Annotated in this window: 14 protein-coding genes and 1 pseudogene; 10 read left to right on the top strand and 5 right to left on the bottom strand. The window is 64.5% G+C overall.

All coding sequences use genetic code 11. The features are described 5' to 3' along the window. Positions 1-39 precede the first annotated feature (39 nt). The 4 genes from ACPTTC_RS10450 (at position 40) to ACPTTC_RS10435 (ending at position 4,023) form a co-directional block, all read left to right on the top strand. Positions 40-1,221, top strand: a complete 1,182-nt coding sequence (locus ACPTTC_RS10450; RefSeq protein ID WP_314598763.1) for an acetyl-CoA C-acetyltransferase — start codon at positions 40-42, stop codon at positions 1,219-1,221. Between the two features lie 121 nt (positions 1,222-1,342). Further along, the gene (locus ACPTTC_RS10445) at positions 1,343-2,083 is read left to right on the top strand and encodes a 3-ketoacyl-ACP reductase (RefSeq protein WP_175956262.1); all 741 of its coding nucleotides are present in this window, start codon (positions 1,343-1,345) and stop codon (positions 2,081-2,083) included. Positions 2,084-2,202: 119 nt separating this feature from the next. Next, positions 2,203-2,769, top strand: a complete 567-nt coding sequence (gene phaR, locus ACPTTC_RS10440; protein WP_006485265.1) for a polyhydroxyalkanoate synthesis repressor PhaR — start codon at positions 2,203-2,205, stop codon at positions 2,767-2,769. A gap of 306 nt (positions 2,770-3,075) precedes the next feature. Next, the gene (locus ACPTTC_RS10435) at positions 3,076-4,023 is read left to right on the top strand and encodes a lysozyme inhibitor LprI family protein (protein WP_423392434.1); all 948 of its coding nucleotides are present in this window, start codon (positions 3,076-3,078) and stop codon (positions 4,021-4,023) included. 144 nt (positions 4,024-4,167) lie between these two features. Here ACPTTC_RS10435 and ACPTTC_RS10430 read toward each other — a convergent pair whose 3' ends face one another. The 3 genes from ACPTTC_RS10430 to ACPTTC_RS10420 all read right to left on the bottom strand — a co-directional run bounded on the left by ACPTTC_RS10430 (position 4,168) and on the right by ACPTTC_RS10420 (position 6,439). Next, on the bottom strand, positions 4,168-4,404 hold the full coding sequence (locus tag ACPTTC_RS10430; RefSeq protein WP_423392433.1) for a hypothetical protein: 237 nt from the start codon (positions 4,402-4,404) through the stop codon (positions 4,168-4,170). A 551-nt stretch (positions 4,405-4,955) separates the two neighbouring features. Continuing rightward, on the bottom strand, positions 4,956-5,894 hold the full coding sequence (locus ACPTTC_RS10425; protein WP_423392432.1) for a sialidase family protein: 939 nt from the start codon (positions 5,892-5,894) through the stop codon (positions 4,956-4,958). Positions 5,895-6,274: 380 nt separating this feature from the next. After that, positions 6,275-6,439 carry a hypothetical protein gene (locus tag ACPTTC_RS10420; protein ID WP_423392431.1) on the bottom strand — a complete coding sequence of 55 codons (165 nt, stop codon included), beginning with the start codon at positions 6,437-6,439 and terminating at the stop codon, positions 6,275-6,277. Between the two features lie 573 nt (positions 6,440-7,012). Between ACPTTC_RS10420 and rimO the strand changes: the two genes are divergently transcribed. The 5 genes and pseudogenes from rimO to ACPTTC_RS10395 all read left to right on the top strand — a co-directional run bounded on the left by rimO (position 7,013) and on the right by ACPTTC_RS10395 (position 11,381). After that, on the top strand, positions 7,013-8,374 hold the full coding sequence (gene rimO / locus ACPTTC_RS10415; protein ID WP_423392430.1) for a 30S ribosomal protein S12 methylthiotransferase RimO: 1,362 nt from the start codon (positions 7,013-7,015) through the stop codon (positions 8,372-8,374). A 3-nt stretch (positions 8,375-8,377) separates the two neighbouring features. Continuing rightward, positions 8,378-9,304, top strand: coding sequence for a sugar kinase (locus ACPTTC_RS10410; protein ID WP_226197058.1), 927 nt, complete (start codon positions 8,378-8,380; stop codon positions 9,302-9,304). A gap of 93 nt (positions 9,305-9,397) precedes the next feature. After that, positions 9,398-9,526, top strand: a pseudogene (locus tag ACPTTC_RS10405) (acetyl-CoA C-acyltransferase); the annotation flags it as partial. 18 nt (positions 9,527-9,544) lie between these two features. Further along, positions 9,545-10,087: a hypothetical protein gene (locus ACPTTC_RS10400; RefSeq protein WP_423392429.1), complete on the top strand. Its 543-nt coding sequence runs from the start codon at positions 9,545-9,547 to the stop codon at positions 10,085-10,087. A gap of 112 nt (positions 10,088-10,199) precedes the next feature. Then, positions 10,200-11,381: a cystathionine beta-lyase gene (locus tag ACPTTC_RS10395; protein WP_423392428.1), complete on the top strand. Its 1,182-nt coding sequence runs from the start codon at positions 10,200-10,202 to the stop codon at positions 11,379-11,381. 86 nt (positions 11,382-11,467) lie between these two features. Here ACPTTC_RS10395 and serB read toward each other — a convergent pair whose 3' ends face one another. Together serB and ACPTTC_RS10385 are read right to left on the bottom strand one after the other, a co-directional pair. Continuing rightward, entirely contained in the window at positions 11,468-12,313 is an 846-nt protein-coding gene (gene serB / locus ACPTTC_RS10390) for a phosphoserine phosphatase SerB (RefSeq protein WP_423392427.1), read from the bottom strand. 167 nt (positions 12,314-12,480) lie between these two features. Beyond that, a complete protein-coding gene (locus ACPTTC_RS10385) occupies positions 12,481-13,422 on the bottom strand; it encodes a LysR family transcriptional regulator (protein ID WP_423392426.1) in 942 nt (313 codons plus the stop codon). Between the two features lie 122 nt (positions 13,423-13,544). Here ACPTTC_RS10385 and ACPTTC_RS10380 point away from each other — a divergent pair, with 122 nt between their 5' ends. Next, positions 13,545-14,561: a zinc-binding alcohol dehydrogenase family protein gene (locus ACPTTC_RS10380; protein WP_423392425.1), complete on the top strand. Its 1,017-nt coding sequence runs from the start codon at positions 13,545-13,547 to the stop codon at positions 14,559-14,561. Positions 14,562-14,616: the final 55 nt, after the last annotated feature.

The raw sequence follows: 14,616 nt of genomic DNA, 5'->3' as shown, positions 1-14,616 counted from the left end.
AGCGATGCGCCGTGTCGTGCGGGCCTGGAGGAAAGGGAAATGACGGACGTAGTGATCGTATCGGCCGCGCGGACCGCGGTCGGCAAATTCGGCGGTTCGCTTGCGAAGATTGCGGCGCCGGAGCTGGGCGCGACGGTGATCCGCGCGGTGCTGGAGCGTGCGGGCGTGAAGCCCGAGCAGGTCAGCGAAGTGATCATGGGCCAGGTGCTGACGGCCGGTTCGGGGCAGAACCCGGCGCGGCAGTCGCTGATCAAGGCCGGGCTGCCGACGGCGGTGCCGGGGATGACGATCAACAAGGTGTGCGGCTCGGGCCTGAAGGCCGTGATGCTGGCGGCGAACGCGATCGTCGCGGGCGACGCGGAGATCGTGATCGCGGGCGGCCAGGAGAACATGAGCGCGTCGCCGCACGTGCTGCCGGGCTCGCGCGACGGGTTCCGGATGGGTGACGCGAAGCTGGTCGACACGATGATCGTCGACGGCCTGTGGGACGTGTACAACCAGTACCACATGGGTATCACGGCGGAGAACGTCGCGAAGGAATACGGGATCACGCGCGAAGAGCAGGACGCGTTCGCGGCGCTGTCGCAGAACAAGGCGGAAGCCGCGCAGAAGGCCGGGCGCTTCAACGATGAGATCGTGCCGGTGGCGATTCCGCAGCGCAAGGGCGAGCCGCTGCAGTTCGCGACGGACGAATTCGTGCGTCACGGCGTGACGGCGGAATCGCTGGCGGGGCTGAAGCCGGCGTTCTCGAAGGACGGCTCGGTGACGGCGGCGAACGCGTCGGGGCTGAACGACGGCGCGGCGGCGGTGCTGGTGATGTCGGCGCAGAAGGCGGCGGCGCTCGGCCTGACGCCGCTGGCGCGGATCAAGGCGTATGCGAACGCGGGCGTGGATCCGAGCGTGATGGGGATGGGCCCGGTGCCGGCCTCGCGCCGGTGCCTGGAGCGTGCGGGCTGGACGCCGGGCGACCTGGACCTGATGGAGATCAACGAGGCGTTCGCGGCGCAGGCGCTGGCGGTGCACAAGCAGATGGGCTGGGACACGTCGAAGGTGAACGTGAACGGCGGGGCGATCGCGATCGGTCACCCGATCGGCGCGTCGGGCTGCCGGATCCTGGTGACGCTGCTGCACGAGATGGCCAAGCGTGACGCGAAGCGCGGGCTGGCGTCGCTGTGCATCGGCGGCGGGATGGGCGTCGCGCTCGCGGTCGAGCGTCCGTAACCGGCCGGTCTCGACCAGCGAACCGAATCCGTGCGCTGGCCGATTGCGGTTTCGGCCGGCGTCACGTGAAGTCAGAGGGGCCTTCGGCTGCCCTCGAAACCAAAAGAATGGAGTGAGATATATGTCTCAGCGAATTGCGTACGTAACGGGCGGGATGGGCGGCATCGGCACCAGCATTTGCCAGCGTCTGTCGAAAGACGGCTTCAAGGTCGTCGCGGGCTGCGGCCCCAACTCGCCGCGCCGTGTGAAATGGCTCGAGGAACAGAAGGCGCTCGGGTACGATTTCATCGCGTCGGAAGGCAACGTCGGCGACTGGGACTCGACCAAGGAAGCGTTCGACAAGGTGAAGGCCGAAGTTGGCGAGATCGACGTGCTGGTCAACAACGCGGGCATCACCCGCGACGTCGTGTTCCGCAAGATGACGCACGAAGACTGGACCGCCGTGATCGACACGAACCTGACGAGCCTGTTCAACGTGACGAAACAGGTGATCGACGGGATGGTCGAACGCGGCTGGGGCCGAATCATCAACATTTCGTCGGTGAACGGCCAGAAGGGGCAGTTCGGCCAGACCAACTATTCGACCGCGAAGGCCGGTATCCACGGCTTCACGATGTCGCTCGCACAGGAAGTCGCGACGAAGGGCGTGACGGTCAACACCGTGTCGCCGGGCTACATCGGCACGGACATGGTGAAGGCGATTCGTCCGGACGTGCTGGAGAAGATCGTCGCGACGATCCCGGTGCGGCGTCTCGGCGCGCCGGAGGAAATCGGTTCGATCGTCGCGTGGCTCGCGTCGAATGATTCCGGCTTCGCGACGGGCGCCGACTTCTCGCTGAACGGCGGCCTGCACATGGGCTGAGCGTCCGCGCTGCGTGGGCCGGGCGGCCGCGCAGCCGGGCGTTTTCCGAAGGCCCCCGCCTCCCGGATTCGGGCGGCGGGGATTCGTCACTTCCGCTACGCTGCACTCAAAGGCGTTACATGACTACTACAAAGAAGACGGCCGAACGGCTCATCAAGAAGTACCCGAACCGTCGGCTCTACGATACCGAGACAAGCACGTACATTACGCTGACCGACGTGAAGCAGCTCGTGCTGGAGCAGGAGGACTTCAAGGTCGTCGATGCGAAATCCAACGAAGACCTGACGCGCAGCATCCTTCTGCAGATCATCCTCGAAGAGGAAAGCGGCGGCGTGCCGATGTTCTCGTCGTCGATGCTGTCGCAGATCATCCGTTTCTACGGGCATGCGATGCAGGGCATGATGGGCACGTACCTGGAAAAGAACATCCAGGCGTTCATCGACATCCAGAACAAGCTCGCGGATCAGTCGAAGAACCTGTACGAAGGCAACGCGATGAATCCGGAAGTCTGGTCGCAGTTCATGAACATGCAGGCGCCGATGATGCAGGGGATGATGACCAGCTACATCGAGCAGTCGAAGAACATGTTCGTGCAGATGCAGGAGCAGATGCAGAACCAGGCGAAGTCGATGTTCAGCACGTTCCCGTTCAAGCAGCCGGGCGCGTCGGAGCCGGAAAAGAAGTAACGGTTTCGCGGCAGGCCGACCGCGGTGGGCAACCGGTCGGGCGTCGGTGCCGTGAAGCAACGCGGTGCGGGTCGGCCGATCGCGCGCATCCGTGCGCGACGATGGGCGGCCGCCGCCTGCCGGATTCTCTCGCCGACGGTCGTTCATGACCGTCGGCACCGAATGCGCGTGCCGGGTACGGGCGTGCATGACCGTTGTCCGGTCGATCGAGATCCAGTCACCCGTGAATGATCCCGGCGTGCATCACGCCTGGCGGTGTGCATTCATGCAGGCACGCGTACCGATATGCGGCGCCGCAGGGTGTGCGTGATTGCTGCCTTCGGCCAAAGGCGATACCGGTACCGCGCATCACGGGCCATGATGGGCGATGCTGCACCGACGCAGCATGATCACGAAAAAAACCAAATGAGAGAGAGCATGCGAGGGATTCGAATGGTAGGGGCCCGCAGGCTGGCGGGTCTTGCATCGATGTTCGCGATGGGCATTGGCGTGGCGGTGCCGGCCTTTGCGATGGATTGCGCGAAAGCCGTGCAGCCGATCGAGAAGCGTATCTGCGCGAGCCCTGTACTGCGTGCGGCCGACGCGCGCATGAATTCGGCCTATGCGGGCGTGCTGAAGGCCGCGCCGGACACGGCCATCCGCGACATGCTGGTGCGTAGCCAGCGCCGCTGGATCGGCGCGCGGAACAACCGTCTCGATGCTGATTACGAAGGCCGCCCGCTGGCCGTCGACGAAGTGCGCAAGGCAATCGATCGGCGTACCGCCGTACTGGCCGATCGATCGGCTAAAGGATTGATCGCGCGCGCACAGGCCGAGCGCCAGTGGCTCGCGAAATACACAGGCGGCCCGCTCACCGGTTTCGATGCGAACTGCGATTTCATTCCCGACGATGCACGCGGCGCGCACGTTTCCTATGCATGTTTCGGCGCGGTCCATGTGCAGCATCATGCGCGGGTCTGCAGCCAGAGCGAGGACTGGGCGACCGGCGCGGTTTATCAGTACCGGTCGGTGAGCACGGCCGATGGCGGGAAGGTGCGACCGGTGGCGTTCTGTGAAGCACAGGCGCATGGGAGTGCGTGCGACAACGGCGGAAAGCAATCGGCGTGGATGCGTGCGGGGGCGTCTGGTGACGATAACCGCGCGTCGGCGCCGGTCGCCGGGTTGCCGCACCTCGATGCGGAAATGTGGCCGATCGGCGATGGAGACGATGCGGTGTGGTTCGATCGCTGCTTGACGGCGGCGAAGTTTCCGTGAGTGCAGGACTGGATTGAGCCCGCTTCGGCGGGCTTTTTTACGATTTCGTCGCTCGAGTGATTTCATGCAACGCGGGCCGGGCGTGTGCGATTGCCGGCGGCAAGGCCGACGGGTCCGGCCCGAATTGTTTCGCAGCGCCGGGAATTATTGCGCGTCGTCGTGCGGAGGAAGGTCGAGCACGAGTTTGACGGCGCTGTAGTTGGCCTTGAGCGAAAACACGCGGCCGATCACGAGAAACGTCTGGCGCGAATTCTCGAGTTCGACGAAGTCGCCCGGTTGTGGCACGTGCGCGCCCTGGTCATACGAAAAGCTGGTGCTGGTTTGCTCATCGATGGCTTCTGCTGCGTGCTCGGTGAATTCGATCGTGATGTGGGTGGTCATGCGGGCCCCGTTGGGTAATTGAAGAGAACGGACGCTGCGATTTTCGCATAGCGGTGGGGCGGTTTCGGGGCGATTCTCGCGCGGTGCTGTTTGCCGATCGTGCCTGTCGTATCGTCGCGCCGCCATGAAAGGGGCAGATCGAGTTCCCCTGTCGACTCGGGGCGGCCGCGCGAGCCGCACACTGACGTCGTGACTCGTAGCGTCGCAACCGCCGGTTTGGGTTCTCTGCCTCATAAATCGCTGCAAACTCACGCTTTTTCTGCCGCGCCCCAGATGTCCCAATCCCCCAAAGTAGGGCTCCTATCCCTCGGGTGGCCGAAAGTTTGCAAATAGAACCCTGGTCCTGTGTGGCGGTTTGAATGCGCAGAGACTAGCTCGCGGCCGGGTGGGCGGGCAGTTGACCGGCAACTGCCTGCAGCTGGTCGCGTCGGCCGATAGCCAAGCTGCAGCTATCGGCCGTATGCGTGCCTGACTACCTGTGCGAACTCGCAAGGAGGCAGGCAGATAAGAGAAGATTTTTCTAAACTCCTCGCATCCGGTGATTAGTGAAATTACTCAGTCGTTGACGCATTGGGGACTGTTTGTTCCGTTCCCCAAGAGGATCCGTCGAATGACTTGTAATGAATGCTGGAATTTTTGGCATCTTTATATGCCAAATATAGATTCTTATTGAATACCGCTAATGCGACCGGTTCAGAGGTTATTGAGCCCGAAACTCCTCTGTCGATCCCCCAATTTTTTCCATCGTACGAGTTGTAATAAATTTGATTGTCGGGGCCGCCACCTTTGTGTGCCATATATAACTTTCCATTGAATGCATATAATGCAACCGCTTGACTGGTCCAGTCCAGATCGTTGATTTTTTTCGGTTGATCCCAGCTATTCCCGGTGAGATTGTATGAGGTGTAGTAAATGCTGTTGTCGTCGACACCCTTGAATGCCAGGTACATCCTGTCATTGAACATCGCCAATGCAACCGGCTGGGAGGTTTCGGCACCTTGGACGCCGACATAGCCTCCCGATTTCCAGTTCACCCCATCAAAGCTATGGAAGTAAATGTGAGTGTCGTTGGGGCCCTTGTGTGCCATATATAACTTTCCGTTATAGGACACCATGGCGACGGGTTGGCGAGTACTGTCTTGCGGCACGGTATGTTCCTTGGGATCCCAGTTCGTTCCATCGAACGACGCGCAATAAATGCCGTTGTTGTTAAGGCCGCCTTTGTGTGCCATATACAGCTTCCCGCTGAATGCCGCTAGTGTAACTGCCTGGGTCGTCCAGAACGCACCGTTTTTGACTGCCGTCGGTTTCTCCCATTCTTTTCCATCGAAAGATGTGAGATAAATATTCCTGTTGCTGTCGGCGCCTTTGTATGCCAAGTATAGCTTCCCGTTGAAGACCGCCAGTGAAGGGTAATTTAGTGCCTGGGTGGTGTCTGAGGAAGTGTCTTGGTTGCTTTCTTCGTCAACAAGCCGATTTTCGTCATTCATGATGTGCCTCTCTCGATTTTTAATGGCTTTGGGATCGCCGACGTTTTCAAGTCAGTGATGTTTGGTCCAGCAGCGTGATATTTGAAAGCTCACGCGCAATAAACGTAGTCTCTCTCATGCTGCAGATCCATTACACTCGATTACGCGCCTACGCCACCTGGACGTAGCGCGATTCGATGGAATTGCTGACGCTCGATCACTTCGACACACTAAGCGAAAGGTATAACGAAAACGGCGCCGAAGCGCCGTTGTTCTCATGCCGAGGCCGGCTTCGACAACACGCGAAGATGCCCACTGCCGATCAGGAAGTTTCGATAAGACCTGATCGTTTCGTCCCTAACTGCGCGTGTGACGTTCGGGCCTGAGTCGATCATGCGGCCTTATATAACGATCACCGCGTGCGTCGCCGGCTCGCCGACGTCGTGATACTCAACCCCTGAAAGCTGACCCGCACTGATCGTGCTGATGGTCGGCGCGACGAACTCCAGGTCGTCTGTTGCGCGTTGCGCAACACGAGTGCGGGCGATCTCGGTCGGCTTCTTCATTGCTGTCGTTCTTTCTTACGTTCGAATTCGATGACCCTGACCCACGAGTTCGTTTCTCGGCAGTGGCCGCACGCGGTGTTGATGCTGTCCCACGGAGCGCAGAAACGCTCCCTATAGGGGCGTCAGGTACAGGTCGCCGGTACAGCCGAAGCGGCCTTCGTGCGGCTAGCATACGATCGCTTGCGCCTTCAGCCGCTCGCGGTTGTACTCGCGGCCATCGCCGGTTGCCACAACCGAGATGCCGGCGTTCACGATCTGAGCGAACTGCGCCCGAGCCTGCCGCGACTCAGCGCGGCTTAGGCGATTCAGCCCCTTGAACGCAGGACGGATTCGGCCGGCACCTCGTTGTCCTCGACGGCAGCAGGAATACGCCAAGCGCGCCTTGTCTGATGTGCCGACAGACCCTCATCTCGAAGAGAACGGGACGTATCGCCCCCATCCCCTGATCCACCGCCGATCGGGCGACCTATCCGCTCCAGCACTCCATGGCCGTTTTCCTCCGCTTGTTTTTGGGTCGCCGGACACTAAATCGCTGTAAACTCACGCTTTTGCTGCCACGCCCCCACACTCCAGATGTCCCAATCCCCGAAAGTAGGGTTCGTATCCCTCGGGTGCCCGAAGGCGCTCGTCGACTCCGAACAGATCATCACGCAACTGCGCGCCGAAGGTTATGAAATCTCCGGTACGTACGACGGTGCCGACCTCGTCGTCGTGAACACCTGCGGCTTCATCGACGAAGCCGTGCAGGAAAGCCTCGACGCGATCGGCGAAGCGCTGACCGAGAACGGCAAGGTGATCGTCACCGGCTGTCTCGGCGCCAAGTCGAGCGCCAGCGGCTCGAACCTGATCGAGGAAGTCCACCCGAAGGTGCTCGCCGTCACCGGCCCGCACGCGGTGGGCGAAGTGATGCAGGCCGTGCATTCGCACCTGCCGAAGCCGCACGACCCATTCACCGATCTCGTGCCCGCGGCCGGCATCAAGCTCACGCCGCGCCACTACGCATACCTGAAGATCTCCGAAGGCTGCAATCACCGCTGCACGTTCTGCATCATCCCGTCGATGCGCGGCGACCTCGTGTCGCGCCCGGTCGCCGAAGTGATGCTGGAAGCGGAGAACCTGTTCAAGTCGGGCGTGAAGGAACTGCTCGTGATCTCGCAGGACACGAGCGCGTACGGCGTCGACGTGAAGTACCGCACGGGCTTCTGGAACGGCAAGCCGATCAAGACGCGCATGACCGACCTGGTCGCCGCGCTCGGCGAACTCGCCGCGCAGTACGGCGCATGGGTGCGCCTGCACTACGTGTATCCGTATCCGAGCGTCGACGAAGTGATTCCGCTGATGGCCGAAGGCCCGTTCAAGGGCCACGTGCTGCCGTATCTCGACGTGCCGTTCCAGCACGCGCATCCGGAAGTGCTGAAGCGCATGAAGCGTCCGGCGAACGCCGAGAAGGTGCTCGAGCGTGTGCAGAAGTGGCGCGAGATCTGCCCGGACCTGACGATCCGCAGCACGTTCATCGCGGGTTTCCCCGGCGAGACGGAAGCGCAGTTCGAAACGCTGCTCGACTTCATCCGCGAAGCGGAACTCGATCGCGTCGGCTGCTTCGCGTATTCGCCGGTCGAAGGCGCCACCGCGAACGAACTCGACGGCGCGCTGCCGGATGAAGTCCGCGAGGCGCGCCGCGCGCGCTTCATGGAAGTCGCCGAGGAAGTGTCGGCGAACCGCATCCAGCGCAAGGTCGGCAAGACCCTCAAGGTGCTGATCGACGAAGTCAGCGAAGAAGGCGGGATCGGCCGCACGGCGGCCGATGCGCCGGAGATCGACGGGGTCGTCTACGTCGAGCCGGCAGCGAAGGCATCGAAGCGCTACAAGGTCGGCGATTTCGTGTCCGTGAAGATCACGGGCGCTGATGGCCACGATCTGTGGGGCGAGGTGTAAGCGATGGCCGCCGCGTTTCCGGAGATCCTCGCGCTCGGCGAGGCGATGGTGGAATTCAACCAGTCGCAGCCGGGCCGGCCTGAATTCCTGCAGGGCTTCGGCGGCGACACGTCGAACTTCTGCATCGCCGCGGCGCGGCAGGGCGCGTCGACGGGCTTCGTGTCGGCGATCGGCGACGATCCGTTCGGCCGGCTGCTGGCCGACATGTGGCGCGCGGAGCACGTCGACACGACGTACGTTCGGGTCGACCGTGCGGCGCCGACCGGCGTGTATTTCGTCACGCATGGCGCCGACGGTCACCAGTTCGACTACCTGCGTGCAGGCTCGGCGGCGAGCCGTTATGCAACGGGCGACCTGCCGCTCGACGCGCTGGCCGCCGCGAAGGCCGTGCACCTGTCGGGCATCAGCCTTGCGATCGGCACGACCGCGTGCGATGCCGCGTTCGCGGGGATCGACCATGCGCGCCGCAACGGCGCGAAGGTCAGCTTCGACACGAACCTGCGGCTGAAGCTGTGGCCGCTGCCGCGTGCTCGCGCGGTGATGCGCGAGGCGCTGCGCCAGACGGACATCTGCCTGCCGAGCTGGGACGACGTAACGGCACTCACGGGCGCGAACGATCGCGACGCGATCGTCGATGCGATGCTCGAACACGGGCCGCAGGTCGTCGCGCTGAAGCTTGGCAAGGAAGGCGCCTACGTGGCGACGCCGAACGAGCGGCGCGTCGTGCCGGGCTTCGCGGTCGAAGCCGTCGACGCGACCGGCGCGGGCGACTGCTTCGGCGGTGCGTTCGTCGCGCGGATCGTCGCGGGCGACGACCCGTTCGCGGCGGCGCGTTATGCAAACGCCGCGGCGGCGCTGTCGACGACGGGCTACGGCGCGGTCGCGCCGATTCCGCAGCGCGAGGCGGTGGAGCGCCTGATGCAACGCTGATGCGGGATGCGCACGCCGGCCACGGCATCGCACGGACGATTCATGCGATCAGCAGCATGAGGAGTCGGCATGCAACGTGACATGGTGGCGAGCGGCGCGACGGGCGCGCTGATCACCGTCAAGGCGCTGTACGAGTTGCGGCGCGTCGGCGGCCGATATGCGCTCGTGACGATGTGCATCGGCGGCGGGCAGGGCATCGCCGCGATTTTCGAGCGAATCTGAAGCAAGGAGCAACACAAGGTGGGTCGATATTCGCAATGGCAACGGGCGCTCGTCGTCGCGGGCGCGCTGGCGGCGGGCATGGCGATGCCGGGCGTCGTCGCGGCGCAGGCCGCCGCGGCGGGCATGCAGCAGGATGAACCGGCACTGGCGCGGCCGCTGAAGCCGAATCCCGAGTTCGCCCGCCTGCCGCGCTACGAAGGCACGCTCGGCGACCGGCCGATCGTCGTGCATCTCGGCCCGAAGACGGACGAGGAAGGCGTGCACGGCGAATACCAGTTCGCCGATACGGGCGAGGTCGTGCTGCTCGCGGGCGATCGCGACGGCGACACGCTCGAAATCGAGGAATCGAACGACGGCACGAACATCACCGGCGTGTGGATCGGCCGCTTCGACGCGACGGGCGACCTGAAGGCCGACCGGATGAATTCGGACGAGTCGGATCCGCAGCCCGTCGTGCTGCATCTCGCGCCGGGCAAGCGCGCGGCGCTGCAGGTGCGCGACGGCCGCGTGCAGGAAATCGAGACGGTGGGCGGCGTCGTCAATCTGCGCACCGACGACTGAACCCGCGCTGGCTCGGTGCGCGCGGCGCGCATTGTACCGGGCCAATTGCGTCGATTTTGGCTAATCTAGCGGCATATTCCGCAACCGAACGGCCTCGTGCCCGGCTCCCGTCATGACTGCATCCACCTCCAAGCGCGCACTGCAAACCCGCATCGTTCAACCCGACGACGCGATCCCGGAAGGCTTCCGTTCATTCGTGCCGCCGGTCGCGCGCGCGTCGACGGTCGTGTTCCCCGATCTCGCGACGATGCGTGCGCTCGTCTGGCACAACGACAACCAGTGGCGCTACGGCCTGCATGCGACGCCGACGTCGCTCGCGCTCGCGCAGCGGCTCGCCGAGATCGAGGGCGGCACGCATGCGTTGCTGCAGCCGTCGGGTCTCGCGGCGATCATGAACGTCTACTTCGGGATCGTGAAAGCCGGCGACGACGTGCTGATTCCGCACAACGTGTACGGGCCGAACGCCGATTTCGGCAACTGGCTCGCGAAGGATTTCGGGGTCGCCGCGCGCTTCTACGATCCGCTGATCGGCGCCGGCATCGCCGACCTGATCCAGCCGAACACGCGGCTGATCTGGATCGAGGCGCCCGGCTCGGTGACGATGGAAGTGCCGGACGTACAGGCGATCACGGCGGCCGCGAAGGCGCGCGGCGTCGTTACCGCGATCGACAACACCTTTTCGGCCGGGCTTGCGTTCAAGCCGTTCGAACACGGCGTCGACATCTCGGTGCAGGCGCTGACCAAGTACCAGTCGGGCGGCAGCGACGTGCTGATGGGTGCGACGATCACCGCGAACGCGGAACTGCATGCGAAGCTGAAGCTCGCGCGGATGCGCTGCGGCGTCGGTGTGTCGGTCGACGATTGCTCGCTCGTGCTGCGCAGCCTGCCGAGCATGCAGGTGCGGTTCGACGCGCACAGCAAGAGCGCGCTCGCGCTTGCGCAGTGGCTGAAGGCGCGGCCGGAGATCGCGGCGGTATTGCACCCGCAGATCGCCGATTGCCCGGGGCACGCGTCGTTCATGCGCGATTTCACCGGCGCGGGCGGGTTGTTCTCGGTGGTGTTCGACGAGCGCTACAGCGCGGAGCAGGTCGACCGCTTCGTCGAGTCGCTCGAGCTGTTCGCGATCGGCTGGAGCTGGGGCGGTGCGTGCAGCCTCGCGATGCCTTACGACGTCGCGTCGATGCGTCCGGACTGGCCGCATCGCGGCACGCTGGTGCGTTTCTATGTCGGCCTGGAAGACGAAGGCGACCTGCGCGCGGATATCGAGCGCGCGATGCAGGCCGCGCTCGGCTGATCGCCAGCCGATAACGTTCGGCAGAAAAACAAAACGCCGGCGCGATGTTGCATCGCGCCGGCGTTTTTCATTTGGATCCTGCGGGATCAGAACAGCCGCAGCAGCCCGTCGAGGCCGATGTGGTCGAACGCGACCGTCGCCGCGTCGCGCACGACTGGCTTCGCGTGGTACGCGACCGACAGCCCGGCTTCGGCCATCATCTTCAGGTCGTTCGACCCGTCGCCCATCGCGATCGCACGGCGCGGCTCGAGGCCGAGCGACGCGCACGTCTCGCGCAGCAGGCGTGCCTTCGCGTCGGCGTTGACGATCTCGCCGAGCACCTTGCCGGTCAGCTTGCCGTCGACGATCTCGAGCGTGTTCGCATGCGCGTAGTCGAGGCCGAGGCGGGCCTTCAGCCGTTCGGTGAAGAACGTGAAGCCGCCTGACACGAGCAGCGTCTTCATGCCGGCGGCCTTCACGCCGGCGAGCATTTTCTCGGCGCCCGGCGACAGTTGCAGACGTTCCTCGTACACGCGTTCGAGTGCGTGCGCGTCGAGCCCGGCGAGCAGTGCGACGCGGCGCGTCAGGCTTTCGTTGAAGTCTCGGATCTCGCCGCGCATCGACGCTTCGGTGATCTCGGCGACCTGCGTTTTCAGCCCGCAGAAATCGGCGATCTCGTCGATGCACTCGATCGTGATCAGCGTCGAATCCATGTCCATCACGGCGAGCCCGAAATCGCCAAGCGAGAGGCCGGCCTCGACGAACGCGAAGTCGAGCGCGTGCGTGCCGCAGTAAGCATCGATGTCGAGGCGCTGCGCCGGGTTCGCGTTGTCGATCCGCAGCGCGTGATCGTCGGTCTGCACGATGCGGGTGCCTCGGGACAGCGCGAGCAGCGGTTTGTGATGGGCGTCCGACAGCGGCGCAAGGCTCTGGATGACGAGGTTGTGGGTCATGACGGGATGGTTGGAAAGCGAATGAAATGCGTATGCGGCTCACGGGCAGCCGCCTGCCGATGCGGGCCCCGTCCGGCGTCGGGCCCTTGCGTGGCGAACGCGCCATTGTAGCCGGTTGGCCGCGTGCGGCGGTCGGCGGCGGATCCAAACCGTGCGCGGCGCCGCGGTCATTGCCCGTCCGCGCGATCCCAGTACGGCGGATCGCCGAAATGCTCGGCCAGGAACGCGATGAAGGCGAGTGTCTTCAGCGGCACATGCGCGCGGCTCGGGTAGACGGCCCAGATCGCGATGTCTTCCGCGAACGGATAGTCGTCGAGCACGGTGACGAGCGCGCCGCTCGCGAGCAGCGGGCCGACGTCCCAGGTGGACTTGATCGCGATCCCGAAGCCGTCGACGAGCGCTTCGCGGATCGCCTCGCCATTGCTCGCGACGAGCCGGCCGCCGACCCGCACCGTGAGCGGGCCTTGCGGCGTGGCGAACGACCAGTCGCGCTGGTCGCCAAGGATCACGCATTCGTGCTGCGCAAGGTCGGCGGGATGGCGCGGCGTGCCGTGTTCGGCGAGATACGCGGGCGAGCAGCACAGCACGCGGCGATTCGCGGCAAGCTTGCGCGCGACGAGCGTCGAATCCTTCAGTGCGCCGAGGCGGATCGCGACGTCGTAGCCGTCGTCGACGAGGTCGACGATCTCGTCCGACAGCCGCAGGTCGAGCGACACGGACGGATAGCGGCGCAGGAACGCGGGAATTACCGGCGCGACATGCTGGCGGCCGAACGACGACGACATCGACACCTTCAGCCGCCCGTACGGCTCGGTGCGGCCGTGGCCGACCGACGCGCGGGCGGCGTCGGCGGCCGACAGCAGCGTGTCGGCGTGCGCCATGAAGACGTCGCCGTCCTGCGTCAGGCTGATGCGACGCGTGGTGCGGTGCAGCAGCCGTGCGCCGAGCTGGCGCTCGAGCTGCGCGATGCGCGCGCTCGCGACCGCGGCCGACACGCCGAACTCGCGTCCGGCCGCGGTGACGTTCGCGAGTCGCGCCGCGCGCACGAACAGCGCGACGTCGAGCAGGTCGAGCGGCTTGTCGGGGGCCGGAATCGGATCGGAGGTCATTATTCTGAAATTCCTGAAAATGTTTCAGGAAATATAGCGGTTTTATCGAATGATCGGGTTGCCTACGATGACGTTCATGGGGCTGCGCCGCGGCCCGGAGGATTTCCTGAAGGAGTGTCGTGATGAAAGCCGTTGGACTGACCCGTTATCTGCCGATCGACGATCCGCAAGCCCTGCTCGACGTGGAGCTGCCGCAGCCCGTGCCGGGCCCGCGCGATCTGCTCGTGAAGGTCGAGGCGATTTCCGTGAACCCGGTGGACACCAAGGTGCGCGCGCCGAAGCCGCAGGTCGAGGGCATGCCGCGCGTGCTCGGCTGGGATGCCGCCGGCACGGTGATCGCGGTCGGCGCCGACGTCACGCTGTTTAGGCCCGGCGACGAAGTGTTCTACGCGGGCAGCATCACGCGGCCGGGCGCGAACAGCGAATTCCATACGGTCGACGAGCGGATCGCCGCGCTGAAGCCGCGCACGCTGGATTTCGCTGCATCCGCCGCGCTGCCGCTGACCACGCTGACGGCGTGGGAAGCGCTGTTCGACCGGCTGCGCGTGTCGCCGCGGGGCGCGGACGCCGGCAAGTCGGTGCTGATCATCGGCGGCGCGGGTGGCGTGGGTTCGATCGCGATCCAGCTCGCGAAGCAGCTCGGCAAGCTGCACGTGATCGCAACCGCGTCGCGGCCGGCGTCGGCCGAATGGGTGCGCTCGCTGGGTGCGGACACCGTGGTCGACCATTTCGGCGACCTGCCTGCGCAGTTGCGCGAAGCCGGGCATCCGAACGTCGACTACGTGCTGATTCTCAACGACACGGATCGTCACTTTCCTGCCGCTGCGGAGGTAATCCGGCCGCAGGGCGGCATTTGCACGATCGTCGAGAACGACAAGCCGGTGCCGGTCGAACTGCTGAAGGCGAAGAGCGCCGCGTTTCACTGGGAATTCATGTTCACGCGCGCCATGTTCGAGACACTGGACATGATCGAACAGCACCGGATCCTCGGCGAAGTCGCGCGGCTCGTCGACGGCGGCACGCTGCGCACCACGCTCGGCGAGCAGCTCGGCACGATCAATGCCGCGAACGTGCGGCGCGCGCACCAGTTGCTCGAGGCCGGGCGTTCGATCGGCAAGCTCGTGCTGAGCGGCTTCTAAGCAGGCATCGCGCGTAAGGTTGCGGCGCCGTGAACGCAAGCGGGGTAACACCCGA

The sequence above is a fragment of the Burkholderia mycopellens genome, assembly GCF_964265025.1.
Lineage (GTDB): Bacteria > Pseudomonadota > Gammaproteobacteria > Burkholderiales > Burkholderiaceae > Burkholderia.
The sequence above is the reverse complement of the archived record's forward strand: the minus strand, read 5'-3'. Positions and strand labels throughout refer to the sequence as shown.